At 35.9% G+C, this 16,306-nt stretch carries 10 protein-coding genes; 4 read left to right on the top strand and 6 right to left on the bottom strand.

Annotated elements, in window-relative coordinates; all coding sequences use genetic code 11:
* Positions 1-3 precede the first annotated feature (3 nt).
* On the top strand, positions 4-786 hold the full coding sequence (locus tag NTX22_08250) for a TdeIII family type II restriction endonuclease (protein MCX6150496.1): 783 nt from the start codon (positions 4-6) through the stop codon (positions 784-786).
* Positions 779-985, top strand: coding sequence for a hypothetical protein (locus NTX22_08245; GenBank protein MCX6150495.1), 207 nt, complete (start codon positions 779-781; stop codon positions 983-985). Before NTX22_08250 ends, NTX22_08245 begins: the two co-directional genes overlap by 8 nt.
* Positions 986-1,034: 49 nt before the next feature.
* Here NTX22_08245 and NTX22_08240 read toward each other — a convergent pair whose 3' ends face one another.
* From NTX22_08240 to NTX22_08230, 3 genes are all read right to left on the bottom strand, one after another.
* Positions 1,035-2,066, bottom strand: coding sequence for a PorV/PorQ family protein (locus tag NTX22_08240; GenBank protein ID MCX6150494.1), 1,032 nt, complete (start codon positions 2,064-2,066; stop codon positions 1,035-1,037).
* A 73-nt stretch (positions 2,067-2,139) separates the two neighbouring features.
* Positions 2,140-4,275, bottom strand: a complete 2,136-nt coding sequence (locus NTX22_08235; GenBank protein MCX6150493.1) for a hypothetical protein — start codon at positions 4,273-4,275, stop codon at positions 2,140-2,142.
* A gap of 114 nt (positions 4,276-4,389) precedes the next feature.
* A complete protein-coding gene (locus NTX22_08230) occupies positions 4,390-7,533 on the bottom strand; it encodes a TonB-dependent receptor (GenBank protein ID MCX6150492.1) in 3,144 nt (1,047 codons plus the stop codon).
* Between the two features lie 370 nt (positions 7,534-7,903).
* Between NTX22_08230 and NTX22_08225 the strand changes: the two genes are divergently transcribed.
* Positions 7,904-9,982 carry an acetate--CoA ligase family protein gene (locus tag NTX22_08225; protein MCX6150491.1) on the top strand — a complete coding sequence of 693 codons (2,079 nt, stop codon included), beginning with the start codon at positions 7,904-7,906 and terminating at the stop codon, positions 9,980-9,982.
* Between the two features lie 57 nt (positions 9,983-10,039).
* Here NTX22_08225 and NTX22_08220 read toward each other — a convergent pair whose 3' ends face one another.
* Complete coding sequence (locus tag NTX22_08220; protein ID MCX6150490.1) at positions 10,040-10,861, bottom strand: hypothetical protein; 822 nt, start codon at positions 10,859-10,861, stop codon at positions 10,040-10,042.
* Between the two features lie 279 nt (positions 10,862-11,140).
* Between NTX22_08220 and NTX22_08215 the strand changes: the two genes are divergently transcribed.
* A complete protein-coding gene (locus NTX22_08215) occupies positions 11,141-12,292 on the top strand; it encodes a metallophosphoesterase (protein MCX6150489.1) in 1,152 nt (383 codons plus the stop codon).
* Positions 12,293-12,703: 411 nt separating this feature from the next.
* Here NTX22_08215 and NTX22_08210 read toward each other — a convergent pair whose 3' ends face one another.
* Positions 12,704-12,835 (bottom strand): hypothetical protein, encoded by a 132-nt coding sequence (locus NTX22_08210; GenBank protein ID MCX6150488.1) that lies wholly within the window; start codon positions 12,833-12,835, stop codon positions 12,704-12,706.
* Positions 12,836-13,398: 563 nt separating this feature from the next.
* Positions 13,399-16,251, bottom strand: coding sequence for a S8 family serine peptidase (locus NTX22_08205; GenBank protein ID MCX6150487.1), 2,853 nt, complete (start codon positions 16,249-16,251; stop codon positions 13,399-13,401).
* Between the last annotated feature and the right edge of the window lie 55 nt (positions 16,252-16,306).

Raw genomic sequence — 16,306 nt, 5'->3', positions numbered from 1 at the left:
ATTATGTCCTTTACAGAAAATCAGATAAAAATTATTAATGATGCTATTAAGAATTCCCTAAAAAATAAGTTTAAGAATTATAAACCCGAAACTAACAATATGCCGTTTCATTATAGGTTATTGGGAAAAGATAGGATGGCGCTTTATTCTTTTATGCAATCTTTAGTTTCGAAATTTGGAAATTCGATTTTTGAACCCGTCGCAGTAGCGCTTGGAAAACTCAATTTTATTGAAGCTAAATCCCAACAAGTTTCTGGTAACAAAATAAGCGAAGAGGCACAAAAAGTAATTCAACAAATAATGGATAGTTTAATTACCGGACAACTTGATTCTAATAAAATTCACGAAATTGACCAGATTAGAAATGTATGCAAGAGTGGGGCGTTAATAACTGTAAAACCAACAAAAGTAGACCTTCAATTAAGAAGTTTAGATGGAACGTTGATATTAATCGATATTAAAACAGTCAAGCCAAATCGAGGAAATTTTAAGGAATATAAACGTACTTTGTTAGAATGGGTAGCAGCCGTTTTATCGAATAATCCTGAAGAGAAAATAAAGACAGCTATCGCGATTCCTTATAATCCTTATGAGCCAAAGCCGTATGAAAGATGGACAGCGAAAGGAATGCTCGATTTAAAAGAAGAAATATATGTAGCAAACGAATTTTGGGATTTTCTTGGTGGTGTTGGTGCTTATCACGCTTTATTAGATTGCTTCGAAAAAGTCGGAATTGAGCTCAGGCCAGAAATAGACAAATACTTTGAAAGGTTTAGAAATGAATAAGAAAAGTGAAAACAAAATAATCTATTCAATCAACTTTGCCGATGTTCAGCAGGTTGCAGAAGAAAACTTTGGAAGAAAACTGACAAAAGATGAACTCAAAATTATCGAAGCTAAAATTGGAGATTACTTCAGTTGGTATGATTCAATACACTCTTTGATTTATGAACAGCTTGGATTGGAGTCAGTAGATGATGAATAAAAAACCCCGAACAAGTCCGGGGTCATTCATTTTATTTAGAGGAGTGCGATCAATAACTAATTCCAAGTGATAAATAATGCCTTCCGCCAAAAAGCCCAAATGGTTCGTAAGCATAATCAAAACGGAGCGGCACATTGGATACATCATACTTAAATCCAGCACCGAAAGTTAAACCACGTTCATCGTAATTTTGCTGGTAGCCAATTCGTGCAACAAATAAATCTTTAAAATGGTATTCACCACCAAGTTTTATCTTCTCGCCAAAATCTCGCGGGTGCCTGGATTCGAAGCTGAGAATAAAATTGTGTTCTTTACTTTCTTCATAAAAAAAGTTTAACGGCTGAACTGTTACCCCAAAACTTACAGCAAACGGCATTGGGAAATCAACGCTTTCATAACGGAATTCGCGCGAGATATTTTGAAGTACAGCAGCAAAGCGGATTCCATTATAAAGAAAATCGTAGTACGCGCCAACATCCATAGCAATAGGAAGCGTATTAAATTTTGATGATTCATAACTCCGCTTTTCTAAAGTTAAAGCGGAATCTGTAAGCGATGTTCCTTTTGTAGAAACATATGCATCACCTAAATTTTGGTAAACATATTTTATATGCACACCATATGAAAATCTATCCGTAACTTTCTGGGAGAAAGCAAGTCCCACTGCAAATGCCGCAGGAGAAAACGTTCCAGTTTCAACATAGCCCTGCTCGTTAGCTGCGCGGTGTGTTTCATAGAATGTTCCGTAATCCATTGCCAGCAAACTAAATCCAAGGACTCCAAAATTGCCAACATGCAATGCTGCAGCAATAGCGCTATAATTAATATCTGCAATGCCCCGCGTATGGTTAAGGCTTAGATCAACCGAGTGGTCTGTCCAACCAAGCAATGCCGGGTTCCAGAAGATACCATTTGCATTTAGTGTTGATGTAATACCAACTCCACCGCGCCCCATTACTTCGGCAGAAACCGGGTTTTCAAGAAAGCGGAATCCAACCTGCCCCTTTTTTACAATTTGGGAATAGCTGATATTTCCGACAATCAGCATTACAACTATTACCTGAAAAAACTTTTTATTCATATTAAACTCCATCATATTAAACCCATTAAAAGCCCTCTTACTTTAATAAGAGGGTTGGGAGTAGACTTTTTAATTATCTGACAAGTACAAATTTTACAAACTGATCATCCAGATTATTTCCATCAACACTTTGGCATCCGGTTACTGCAAGGATATAAATTCCGGCAGTTATATATTGGTTATTATCCGTGCGCTGATTCCACTCTTCATCGGCGGTACCCTGATGTTCAATTATCTTAATTAAATCGCCGGTTTCTGTAAAAATTCTTAAAGTACATTTATATGGTAAATTGAAAAATGAAATTTTGTCCGGTGTTCCACCAGCCAAACCAGCACCTGCAGCTACTGTTGCAGGATTAGGAACAACACGAACTTTTCCGGATTCAGATAAACCTGGTTTAAAAGGAATTACGGGCAGCAAAGAACGGGTTACATAGCGTGAACTTTCTAATTTAGCATTTGTAAATAAACCGGAATTATTTTGCGAGCCATTATCAACAGCAGTAACCGCATAATAATAATCTACACCACGCTCAACATTTATATCATCATACGAAAGTACATTGCGATCAGTAGTTTCATATACCAACTTCCAAATTGCATTACTCTTTTGATCTAAAGGATCGTTAACAAGCAATGCTCCGCGTTTGCGGTATACCCGCCAGGCATACCAATCATCTACACCTGTTTCTGCATCTTTAAAGTAAGCAGGATCCGGGTAGCTCCATTTTACATAATTTTTTTCCGGGCCCGATGCAACATCAATATCTGGCGGCGGCGGAGACGCTGGGATTTGCTGCCCATTGTTTAATCTATTCCAAGCCCAATTAGCTCTATCAAGCGTTTGCCATAATGAATCTTTTCCTTTCATTACCCAAGCATCTTTAACCGAATCCGAAATTTCATTATTTATCCACAATCTTCCAATTGAATCTGCGGCATTCCAACCTATTCCACCTACACCAACAGCATAAACAAATGTAACCGAATCATTCCTGCTTGTTGCAGAATCTTTTGTTAGTTCATATGGTCCAACGGTTATAAATCTCATTGGTCCCGTCTCTGGACGAGTAGAAAATTTTTCAGTGATCGCATCAAGAGGAAAGCGACCACGGTCATCATCACCCCTATACGTTTTTTTCAAACTAACATCTCTTCTTACCCATAAATCTTTGCTTATAGTTGCATGCGGCATTGCATAAGGTTGATTCGGATCATCAACTTTTTGATTAAATGATTTATCAGCATAAAGAAGAGTAAATCCTGGAATTTGTGTTGAATTTAAAAATCCTGTGGTTCTATCCGGATCGCCCATATTATCTGATGAACCATTTGTATAAACTTTTGCTGTTGGTTCATTAGAATCCCAATAGTACGCAACGTAAAGTGAATCCCGTGTTCCTCCTTTTACAAGTTCCGATTTTCTTTTAAACCAGCTATCAAGATCATCCTGACCTTCGAAAGAAAAAGTATTCTGAACTGCTTTTTCACCAGCTTTGGATGGACCAAAACTAAACGACAGGGGCCACCAGAATTTAATTGTTTGATCAACTATGCGATTACCACCAGGAGTGGTTGATCTTGGTAAAACCGTTTCACCAGTAAACTTGTGTGTGGTTTTCCAGATAAAGAAATCCCCAAGGTAAGGATTTGCAAATCCAATCATCTCGCAACGGCTTCGGATGCCAAATTGAATCAAGACATCTTCAAACTCAATTTTAATATCAGATTTTAAATTCGGATCAACATTCCACTGGTACGGAGCATTAAGCTGAATACCATCTACAACAATGTTTGGCGGGCGATACCGGCGTGTTTCAATTGCCCAATCTGTATAACCAATATTTCGCAGCGCATCACCGCTTATATACAAATCATGCTTATTTCCTTTCAGATCTTTAATACCATTATCATCCAGGGAAATAGGATTATAGATTTGATAAAGTATATTTGATTGCCACTCATCCTGAGGCCAGAAAAAGATTTCTGTATTTTGCGGACTTCCAGTTGTTAAATTCCAGCTATATTGAGACAGCATGCCTCCCAGCGGATAAGAAGGATCTGATCCGTTCGATCTATCCATAGTCATTTGAATTTTGCCAACATTAAACTGCATCTGCGACGGATTATAATTGCGTTGAGCCCGCGTGCTTAGAGAAAACACAAATAAGAATACGAACGCACATTGAAAAACTTTTCTAACATTCATATTTATACCTAAAAGAAATTTTAATTTTATTTTTACATTACTTGTCAACACTTCAAATTTACCTGGGATGATATTTTTTTATCCCGTGTAAAGTTGGTGGACAACTTATTCAATCTACAAATTCAACCTAAAGCCCAGAACTATCCTTCTTGGATTAAGGAATAGTGGTGCATCATACCAGCCAGTTTTAATATATGGCTTATCATATTCTCCCCACTTATCGTTTCCACCTTTATCCGGGGTTTTTAAAGATTGTTTATAATCATTTAATTGAGATGTTGTCATATTTCCAGTGCTTAGCCATTTGTTATTAGTTAGGTTTTGAATAGTAACAACAAGTTCCAAACTACCCCACGGAGTAGAGAAAAGTGCTGAACCTCTAAAGTCTAAATTCCAGTAATTAACAACATCTACATAAATTCTATTTTTAATATCAGCTTCTTCCGGATTAAGTAATATTCTTCCACCATCTTTCCATTCAAAAAAGAAATTAGCAAAAAGTCCACCGAGCCAATTTGTACCCAACCATTCAGGTCCAAAATCATCTGGTGTATGAAGATTAAGATTTATATTTGCTCTTGGCAAAGGCTCACTTGTGGAAATAAAAGCTGATCTTAGTTCTCCTTCCCTGGCTTTCAATCTGTTCTCATAAACTACTGCTAAGCCGCTTTGCCCAGCACTTGTTAACCGATAATCGTACATTGCATTAAAGCTGACAAATCGACCAACCGGTTTTTCAAACCTAACTTCTACACCACGAATGTCTTTATATGCATCTGGAAAATATTGAGTAACCTGGTTGTTTTCAAAATAATTAATAAATGTTCTTGCAAGAGGTTCATTAGATACATCTTTATAGTATGCTGTTACATTTACAAGAAAATCTGCAAGGAACAATTGTTCATAACCAAATTCGTATGAAACTGTTTTTGCCATATTTAAATCCGGCGTTGGAACAGTAACACTGCCTGGATTTATATATAAATTATACATAAACGAGATTGGCGGGCGTTGATAAAAATGTCCGTAATTAAAATACATTTTGCTTGTTTCAGTAATTGGAAATGAAACACCCATACGTGGCGAAAGATAAACCTGAATTTTATTTTCTGTTCTGGGCCATCCTGGTGGAGAATCAAGAAGCTGCCGCCATTCCTTCCAGCGCTCAAAACTTTGTTCTTCACCCGGCAGGTTTAAATAAGTTTCGTTATATAGCTTAATATATTCTTCATCAAGCGGAAACTTTGCGGAAAATCCACCCTTATTTGGATTAAGATAATCAAGTCTTAGTCCTGCATTCAGAACCAATCCTTCAAATTCTATTTTATCCTGTAAATAAACACCCATCTCTAAAGGTTTGGCTTTGTAATATTGCCAAGTATTTGGTGTGTAAGATAATTGTGTTTGAAGCCATGTGCCGGCATAAACAAACATATCTTGTAATCGTGCCGAAAATCCTGCTTCTATCTGATGGTGTCTGCCAAGCTGAGCTGTATAATCACCCTTAAATTGATAAACATAAGAATATGATGAATCTATTCTTTGTATTCCACCGTACATATCGTACGTATTAAGAACATCAGGTTGCAGGTTAGTGGAAGCGTTTGGAGTTCCGTAGTTGGGAACGGAATAGCTATACCAAGTCTTCTTCTTTTCGCTATAAAAAGAAACCAGGTTTTTGCCACCAGTAGTATCCATTCTAAATGGTTGTAAACTTTGATCAGTATAACCAACCTGAAAATCCAAAGTATAGAACATTGCTGGATTAAGAGTATGTGTTAACTTTGCACCTCCAACCACAAGGCGTTGATCATAAAATTGAAGTCTGCTTCTATTAAATAGTTGTCTATAATTTCCGCCTCCGATTAAGCCTGCTTGTGCAGTTACAGAGGATGATGTGCTGTTAAGAAAACTAAAGCTTTGGGAATAATCCTGCAAAGCACCACCGTAACTTGTTGTTCTTCCACCGCTAACAGTATTAATTTTTGAATACATTCCATTAACCGAAAGTTTCATATTAGGAAGAATGGTGGTTAACTTTAATTGACCATTCCAATCTTCATAATTATTTCTTGGACCAACCGGAAATGATAACTGCGAGTTTTCATATTTCCATGCTAACAAAAAAGTAGTTCTATCTGCAAACTCACTCCAAATTGGAATAAAAGATCCAGGTATTGGACCACTTATACTTCCTTCAATGTAATAATCCGGTTTATCCTGAAATGTATATTGCGGATGCTGGGCTTTCCATAATTGCCAGTTTTGAACTGAATCAAGAAGCTTTTCGCCAGAACGTGGCGTTTTACCACCCCAACCTTTAAAGGACCTGAACTCAAACGGCACAGTTGTATCACCTTTAGGAACGCCACGGAAAGCATAACCATTTGCTGATGTATCAGCATAAACTCTATAAATCCAAGATTCATTACTCCATGGATTTGTACCAAAATATCTTTTTTGGTTTTTAGGAGCTACATCCATTTTGATAGACACCTGGTATCTGTCCCTGCTTCCATCTTTGGTTACAACATTCAACAAGCCGGAACGAATTCCACCATACTTTGCCTGGAAACCGCCGGTTAGAATTTGTATTTCCTGGATTGACGTTGAGTTTAAAGCCAAGTAGGAATTTTCTGTTCTTGGATCCTGCAAAGAAATTCCGTCTAACCGCACATCTGTTTCTCTAATTGCACCACCACGAACACTCAATCCATTTCCTTCAGCGCCGCTCTGCAGTTCTACTCCCTTTATCTTCCCTATAAATTCATCAACTCTTAACACGGGCATATGTTCAATGCGTTCTGTAGCAATTACTTCTTGTGTACCGGAAACGTCCTGTTTAACAATTTCCCGCTTTGCTGTAACTACAACCTGGTTTACCTCAATAGCAGTTGATGACAATTGGAAGTTGAGTGAAATTGTTCTATCCAATCCAACTTCAACATCTTTCTGTGTTACAGAAGAAAAGCCAATACTGCTTGCTTTAATTGTATATTTGCCCGGCGGTACATCAAGAATAAAGTAGTAACCTTCTGGATCTGCAGCAGCACCGCGAGAAAAATTTACCGGTACTTCAGAGCCGTTAGACAAAATAACGTGTGTTATTATAATGTTTGCTGATGGAACTGATTCGCCTGTTTGCTTATCTGTAATTCTTCCAGTAATCTTTCCATTTGCTGCAAACACAAGGCTGCCCGAAATTGAAATCCATAAAGCAGCATTTATAATAAATTTTGAAAAGTAAAAAATTCTCATATAAAACCTATTTTTTATGTGCATTAAACACTTTTGCGTGCGATGGAAACTAAATCTATTTGTATGAAGTGTCAAGAATAATTTTTTAAGTAAAATATTTTAGAATTGGGGAACTTTTTAATTTACAGTAGCATTACGATCATCTAAATTATAATTGAGCTGCGGTATTATAAGATGGGAAAGTGATTTCAAACCTTTAAAGTTTTAATTCTCGTTGTCCTTTCCTTTTGTTATTTTTGCAATGTTTTCAAAAAATAACTTTTGAACTTACACCAGAAAAGTCTGACAATTAAATTGGTAGTTCCTTGTTTGCTTTCTGCTGGCTGGTTCAACATTCGCCATCATTGGAAAAACAATTTATCTTTACAAAATGAATTCAAATCTTAAAAACTTCTTCTATCCAAAATCTATTTGCGTTGCTGGAGCTTCCACAAAAGAAAAAAGCATTGGGTATGAGCTTCTTAAAACAATCCTTACTTACGGATATAAAGGAAAAGTGTTTCCTGTAAATCCAAAGGCAGACGAAATACTTGGATTAAAATGTTATCAGACTATTTCTTCCATTAATGAAGAAATTGATATGGCAATCATCCTTGTTCCGAAATCAATTGTTGAGCAAACGCTTGATGAACTATTGAGCAAGAATGTAAAGTCAATTATTTTAATCACTGCTGGATTTAAGGAAACCGGCAGGGAAGGGGAACAAATTGAAAAAAATATTTTAGAAAAAGTAAAAGTTGCCGGCGCAAGTTTGGTTGGTCCAAATTGTATGGGTGTAATAAATACATCTGCCGATGTAAAACTTAATGCAACATTCGTTGCAGAAAAACCCGAGTTTGGCAAAGTTGGTTTTCTATCCCAGAGCGGGGCGCTTGGTGCCGCCGTGTTAAATTCATTAAGAGATACTGATATTAAATTTGCACACTTTATATCTGTTGGCAATAAAGTGGATGTTAATGAGAATGATATAATTGATTTCTGGCAGAAAGATAATAATATACAAATACTTGCTCTTTACTTGGAAAGTTTTGTTGATGGAAAAGAATTTATACAGAACTTCTACGAAAGAAAAATTACAAAATCAACCATTGTATTAAAAGCCGGAAGAACTTTAGAAGGAATGAAAGCAGCCTCATCGCACACCGGCGCTCTTGGCAGCAGCGATAAAGTTGTTGATGCAGTAATGAATCAATTTGGAATTATCCGCGCCGCTGATTTAAACGAACTTTTTAACACCGCAAAAGGTTTTGAATATTTCTCGGCACCGAAAGGAAACCGTGTAGCCATTATAACAAACGCCGGCGGACCGGCAATCCTTGCTGTTGATGCTTTGGAGAAAAGACAATTGGTTTTAGCTTCATTTACAAATGAAACAAAAAAGCAACTTAAAGAAATTGTACATCGAGAGGGAAGTGTAGAAAATCCGGTTGACTTGCTTCCAGGAGGAACCGCCGAAGTTTATAAACGAGTTGTTGAAACCGTTATCAACGATTACAATATCGATGCTGTTATTTCAATTTTTGTTGAGCCAGTTATGGTTCAACCGCTTCCTGTAATAGAAGCTGTTTACCAAATTCATTCGGAGAAACCAATTCTTCAGGTTTGTATGCCACTGCCGGAATTCTGGAATGATTACAGGCAGAATTCAAAAATTAAAAAACCAGTGTTCAGAAATCCAGAGGACACTGTGGAAGTTATTTCCAACATGCTGTTTTTAAAAGAAAGTGGTGAGAGAAATAAAAATGATTTAAATGAACGACTAAATAAATCATCTTCTCCCAAAAAGTTTTCATTTAATCCGGGTTATCTGCTTCCAGAGGAAATTGATCAGCTTGCTGCAGAATATAATCTTCCGCTGGTTCATAATTTTATGTTCACCGAAGATGAGCTTTACAGACTTGAAGAAATTTACAAACTTAAATACCCATTGGTACTAAAAGGAATAAGCAAAGATGTTGTTCATAAATCAGAATTTGAAGCGGTTAAACTTAATATCAAATCAAAAGAAGAATTGATTACTGCTGTTGAAGATATGATACAAAACTTTAAAAGAAATAATTTTTCCGTTGAAGGATTTTTGCTTCAACCATACTTAAAAACCAAACACGAGCTGCTGCTGGGCGGATTCAGAGATCAGTCCTTTGGACCAATGATTATGTTTGGGAGCGGTGGAAAATATGTTGAAGTTATTAATGATACAAGAATTAAATCTGCTCACTTATCAAATTATGATGTTGAAGATTTGATTCACCAAACAAAGATTGGAAAAATTCTTGGTGGAGTCCGCGGAGAAAAGGCAATTGATATTGAAATGCTAAATAGAATTATTAAGTCAGCCGCCCAAATGATTTTAGATTACGATGAGATTTCGGAATTCGATATCAATCCGCTGGTTATTGATGAGAATGATTCTTTTTCTGCAGTTGATGTAAGAATTAAAATCATTTAATAAAAAAATAATTCAATTACTTCCAGATTCTTTTTGATAAAAATTCAAATCGGATTTCTATTTTTGAATCACACCCGTGCTACTCACTAACGTTAATTTTACCTGGAAATCTAACTGTTTCAATTGCTGCGGAAAATTGCCCTTGCGATTTCCTCCACCGCCCATTGATTTTCCTCCACGTCTACCCCCTGCCATTCCTTGCCCCATTCCATCACCCATGTTCTTGTTTCCAAGTCTCTCGCGGTTAAATTCTTCTGTTTGAAATCCAACTTTAATAACATCTCCAGGATTAGCATTTACACAGTACTCTTTTGGGCTCAATCCTTTTAATGGAATTTTCATTTCATAAACAAATTGTTGAAGGTGGTACCCCAATTTAATTTCTATCCCTGCTTTATTCTGAAGATTAAATGCAGTTAATGGAAATTTTTCCTTATTAAGAACTGAGAATTCATTTTCGGTCAATTGAAATTTATTGATAATTTCTTCCATCTTTAATTTTTCCATTTCATCCCGATTAATATTCATCGACTCATCACGATTAAACGCTGATTCTCCGATTGGATATTTGATTCCGATTGTCTTGCCATCAGTACCGATTGTTTCAAACCATATTGTAAACCCGGATCTTATTATCTGAAACATCCGGGCTCTTTCTCCGGTTGTTATACACAAATACAAATTTTCATCGTCATTACAAAATCCATAGGCAATATTTTCATCAGTATTATAATTTAGTTTGTTCTGCCAATCTTCCTGGTTTCCATCAATGGTTATCTTCTTATCATTCCAGATACTTGCTAAATCTTTTGTAGAGCTACATTGCCAAAAACTTATTGACATAAATAAAATAACAAACGCATAAAATATCTTTTTCATTTCGAACCTCTATATCCTAAATTTTATTAATTCTGTAAAAGAAATGGAATTTTTATATACTGTTGACAACCTGAAATTGATTTTGGTTTCTTCTTTTAGATTGATTTACCAGAAAAGCTGATCGGTTTACCTTAATTAAAACTGTATCTGCCGATTGAAATTTGAATTATTTACATGGAGGGGTTAATTTTGAATTAGATTATAAAAAGAGATTTATTAAACGCTCTGAAACCTCTTTTAGCTAAACTATGTTGTCAACAAGAAAACTTCCAAAATAAAATGAAAAACTTTATAATCTTTTTTTCTATTGTGCTTCTCATTTATGGATCGGTTAATTATTACATCTTCATCCGCGGATGGCAGGCAATTCCAAAAGACTCACCAATCAGGACTTATTACCTGATCCTCTTTTTGTTTCTAGCGCTTTCTTACCTTGCAGGAAGAGTTATAGAAAATTTCGCGCTCTCTACATTTAGTGATGTCTTTGTTTGGATCGGATCATTCTGGCTTGCAATAATGGTTTATCTTTTACTTGGTGTTTTGCTGATAGATATCCTCCGACTGATCAATTATCTAACAGGAATTTTTCCTCAATTTATATTTAAAGATTACGCAAAAACAAAACAGGTTATAGCGATAATCCTTGTTTCAATTTCTTTCTTGGCGTTAATTGCCGGAAGGATAAATGCTCTTAATCCCCGCATTAAAACACTGGAGATAAATATTCCAAAGAAAGTTAATTCACAAACAAGCTGGAACGTTGTTGTTGCTTCTGATATTCATCTTGGGACAATAATTGGTAAATCGCGCCTGAGTTTTCTTGTAAATACAATCAATTCCTTAAAGCCAGATATTGTGTTGCTTGCCGGTGATATAATTGATGAAGATCTTGCGCCGGTTATAAAGGAAGATCTTGGAGATACATTGCGAAATATTAAAGCCCAACACGGAGTTTATGCAATTACCGGAAATCATGAATACATTGGCGGAGTTGAAGCCGCAGTAAAATATCTTGGTGAGCATGGAATAAAAATGCTGCGCGATACTTCGGTTAAGATTAACAACAGCTTTTATTTGGTTGGAAGAGAAGACAGAAGCATTAATCAATTTGCCCATAAGAAAAGGAAAGAATTAAAAGAAATTATGTTGGGCGTAGACAAAACCCTTCCAGTTGTTATGATGGATCATCAACCGTTTGGATTGAATGAAGCAGTTGAGAATGGAGTGGATTTACAAATATCCGGACATACACACCACGGACAGCTTTGGCCATTCAACTATATTACCGAAATGGTTTATGAGGTTAGCTGGGGTTATAAGAAAAAAGGGAATACGCACTTTTATGTTTCAAGCGGTTTTGGCGGATGGGGACCACCAATACGATTGGGAAACCGACCAGAAATTGTAAACATAAAATTGAATTTCGACTAAAGACAAAGTACTTCTTTCGGATAATTTATCATCAGCACTTTAGATGAACACCACAAAAAAATGGGGGGAAATTTTTAATCTGTCTATTATATATTAAATATTTTTTTGCATCAATATAACATCAAAATCTTTTCCGAACTTATTACCAATACAACGGAATCTCCCACATTCAACAAAGTCATTCTTTAATTGAAAACTAATGCTTTGATCATTCAGTGAAGAGATGCTTGTCAGAGTGTTTTTATATTCTTCGTCTTACAATCTGCCACAATCAAATCAAAAGGCTTTTATCCAAATACTCTTCCAGAATACCCCAGTAAAATGCTATAAGTCTATGAGAGTATTTATTGCTTCAAAAATTAATTTGGTATGATTGAAATATTAAAGCCGGTCCAAAGACCGGCTTTTTCATTATTTGGATTTAACCCAGATACAGAAGGCCTTAAGCCCACATTCTCCAGCATATATAACTCTTCCATTACGAAGAGTTATTTTCTTGGTGAATATTTTGATATATCCAGGTTTTCCTTTTTTTGAAGACATTAGCGTCCTCCTTATTAAAGGAATGATACAAATGGCTTGACTTTTTCTCTTGGAAGGTTTAAGTTGAACCTTGTGTTATTAAGAGTCCCAACATCAAGCCGACTGTTAGATTTTTGGGATTTATTGTTTTACCCGAAGTATGCTATTACTTCGGGTTTTTTATTTTATATAGATTTAAACTGAAAGAAAGATATAACTTTTTTTTGAAACAAAAAATTTATTTAAAAAATATATTTTTGAAAATAACACAAAACATCTACATGAAATGGACTTAAAGATTTGCTATGGATTATATGAATAGCTTAAGCAGAAAGGTAATCAGATATATCACCTTATATTTTTCCAATATCATCTTCATTCATTGCCAGAAATAGTTAAAAACTGCTGTACTGATTGATCATCTTCTTTTTTGTAACAATGAATTTGTCCTTCTATAGCCTTATCGGTTTGAAACTCGCGGTTAAACTTGAATGAAGCTTTTGGGTGTCATAAATTGTGCTCTTTAAATAATGGCTGATAAATCATATTCATCAGCCAAAATTTAATTTTTGATTTAAGAACACTCACTTCAATAAAATAAATTTCTTTGTGGTTGTAAATCCTGCCGATTGCAATTTATAGAAATAAACTCCGCTTGAAAATGCTGATTTACCGTTTGGCAGATTCGCTGCATTAAATTCAACTTGGTATTTACCTGCTGACTTTTCCTCGTTTACAAGTGTTGCTACTTCATTACCAAGAACATCATATACTTTTAATGTTACTTTACCAGTAATTCCTAATTCGTAATTTATAATTGTAACTGGGTTGAATGGATTCGGATAATTCTGTTCCAATCTAAATTCCAAAGACTCCTTAACAACTTTATTTTCTACATCAGTTATAATTTGAGAAAACTTTGTACGGCTTGCATTAATTGAATTCTGAACGTCTGCCAGATTATCCCCCGCAGAAATCGCAAATGCAACATCAACGGAATCGCCAACTGTTAATGAGTATGGTCCTGAAGAAACAACCATCGATATATCACTGGGACCGGCTTGCTTTTTAAAAACACCGCTGGAAAGTGCTTCCCATTTTTCTGAATCAGTAAATCCATCATATACACCAAAGCCACCATCTCCACCCTCATTGCGTATCGCATAATATCCATAATTTGCAGAGGAGATTAATGCACAACCCACATAAGTCTCCGGTTGTCCGCCGGTAGGATGTACGTATCCAAAATTATTCACGGAGTCATAATTTGTTTCATCAGTGGAACCACCATATAAATCCCAATCGAAATATAAACCAGTATAAAGATTAGATATGCTTGTCCTGCCTTTATTGGTAAATCGATAATGAAGGATAATAGATTTTTCCAAGGGTGTACTGGCGAAAGAATACGTGTGTAATTTTGTTGTAATCCCAAGTTTTTTAAGAGAAGAATTATCATTAAAAATTGTTAGTCCTTCCTGGTCAGCAATTGCGCCCGGAATGTACAGAGTAAAAGGTTGTACTATTGAAAAGTCTTTGCTTTGAACTCCAGCGTCTGAACTTCTCGCAACGTTATTAACATTCGTTGCTGTCGTTCCATACATCAAGGCTCCTTCAAACAAAAGGTTGCTCCCGTTTTTATATTTAAATCCATTTCCCTGTTGATTATCTGCATAATCATTAAATCCAAGATTACCCTTGCTTGTAACCGTCATTTCAATTTCATTCCCACCTTGAGTTAGATAAGTTGGATTTACAGTTACATTCAGCCCCTGGAAGTCTGAATAAGAGCCATCATTGTAATTAATTAAGAATGATTGAACATAATCGTACGGTACATTTTGGTTTATAATAAATTTGAATGCTACTGTTAATGAATCTTGCGAACTAATTGTTCCTGCGTTGTAATCTGGATTTTCAACAGTGGCAAAATTAGAAAGACTTTGCAGATTAATTACAAGGTTTGAAGTAGCATTTAAAATATTTCTGAATTTAACATTAATCTGAACTTCTTCTCCCGGTTTAAAAATTCCATTACCATCTCCGCCGGTAGTCAAATCAGTATATTGAATACTGTATGCCCGGACAGAAATTGAATTTGTATTACTTAACGCTTTGAAAGCATTTATTCTTCCACCACCAAGCTGCTTTGCAAATGAAGAATTTATATTATCGATGTTATCACAATTAACACGTATTTGTTCCCCGACTTGCATTGGAGAAAGATTAGGAAACTGGGAGAATACCAATCCGGCTAAGCCGGCAGCACATGGCGAAGACATTGACGTACCCTGCAAGTAAGCATAGCCATCATTCATCCAGGTAGAATAAATACTTTCTCCGGGTGCGCAAACGTCCACAGTATAGCCATAGTTTGAAAATGAAGATTTTATATCGCTCGTTCCAGTTGAAGCAACTGAAAGTACTCCATCATAACCTGCGGGAAACTCTGTTTCAGAAACACCATTATTACCAGAGCCAGCAACTACAAGCGCCCCTTTAGATAAAGTGTAATTTATAACCGCCTGCGATAGCATAGAAAATCCCGACCCACCCCAACTACAATTTATTACTTTAGCTCCATTATCGGCAGCATAAACAATTCCTTCGTACCCGTACGCTATATAAGGATTGCCATTTCCATCCCGGTAATTATCTTGTGAAGTTTTTACAGCCATCAATTTACACTTACTTCCGATGGATGCAACACCTACACTATTATCTGTAACCGCCGAAGCAATACCGGCAACATGTGTTCCGTGGTCCGGACGGTCTTCCATTGGATTATTATCCGGCGAACCGCTCAGTCCACCAAAATCCCAGCCTCTGTAATCATCAACAAAACCATTGTGGTCATCATCTACTCCGTTATTCGGATTTTCATTTCTGTTGATCCAGATGTTGGCTGCTAAATCCGGATGATCCCAATCTATGCCCGTATCTACAATCGCAATAATAACCGAAGTATCTCCTTTTGAAATATCCCAGGCTTCCTGAGCTTTTATTTTTGATAAACTCCATTGTAATGAATATGATGGATCATTTGGAACAAAATTGATTTTATAAACATAATGCGGCTCTGCCCAAAGCACTCCTTCAAGACTGCGGACTTTTGCAGCAACAATCATCGGATCAACTTCTGATGAATATTCTATTGTTACAATATTATTTAATGAGTTTGAGGAAGACGAATTGATTAAGAAAGTCTTACTTACTTTCTGAACTTTATATAAGATTAATTTACTGGAAAGCGAAGAAGAAAGTGAAATGCTTTTATTTAAATTGTCTACCGCCGCTGTTTTTAATTTTACAATTACTTTATTTGATAAATAATATCTGTTTCCATTTTGAATAACTCTTAGGTTCTGACTATAAAAATTTCCACAAAGAAAAACCAGGAAGAATAATGCGAACATTAATTTTCTAAAGCTAATCATTTAAAACCTCTTTGAAATTTTGGCTTATAGAAAAGCCACCCGGGAATTTCAGGAT

Source organism: Ignavibacteriales bacterium (assembly GCA_026390815.1).
In the GTDB taxonomy this organism is placed as follows: Bacteria; Bacteroidota; Ignavibacteria; order Ignavibacteriales; family SURF-24; genus JAPLFH01.
Note: the sequence above shows the minus strand (reverse complement) of the source record. Positions and strands in the feature narration are given on the sequence as shown.

Coding starts and splice junctions, on each gene's coding strand:
- NTX22_08230 (MCX6150492.1), bottom strand. CDS start 7,533: ATGAGAATTTTTTACTTTTCAAAATTTATTATAAATGCTGCTTTATGG.
- NTX22_08225 (MCX6150491.1), top strand. CDS start 7,904: ATGAATTCAAATCTTAAAAACTTCTTCTATCCAAAATCTATTTGCGTT.
- NTX22_08240 (MCX6150494.1), bottom strand. CDS start 2,066: ATGAATAAAAAGTTTTTTCAGGTAATAGTTGTAATGCTGATTGTCGGA.
- NTX22_08205 (MCX6150487.1), bottom strand. CDS start 16,251: ATGATTAGCTTTAGAAAATTAATGTTCGCATTATTCTTCCTGGTTTTT.
- NTX22_08250 (MCX6150496.1), top strand. CDS start 4: ATGTCCTTTACAGAAAATCAGATAAAAATTATTAATGATGCTATTAAG.
- NTX22_08245 (MCX6150495.1), top strand. CDS start 779: ATGAATAAGAAAAGTGAAAACAAAATAATCTATTCAATCAACTTTGCC.
- NTX22_08220 (MCX6150490.1), bottom strand. CDS start 10,861: ATGAAAAAGATATTTTATGCGTTTGTTATTTTATTTATGTCAATAAGT.
- NTX22_08210 (MCX6150488.1), bottom strand. CDS start 12,835: ATGTCTTCAAAAAAAGGAAAACCTGGATATATCAAAATATTCACCAAG.
- NTX22_08235 (MCX6150493.1), bottom strand. CDS start 4,275: ATGAATGTTAGAAAAGTTTTTCAATGTGCGTTCGTATTCTTATTTGTG.
- NTX22_08215 (MCX6150489.1), top strand. CDS start 11,141: ATGAAAAACTTTATAATCTTTTTTTCTATTGTGCTTCTCATTTATGGA.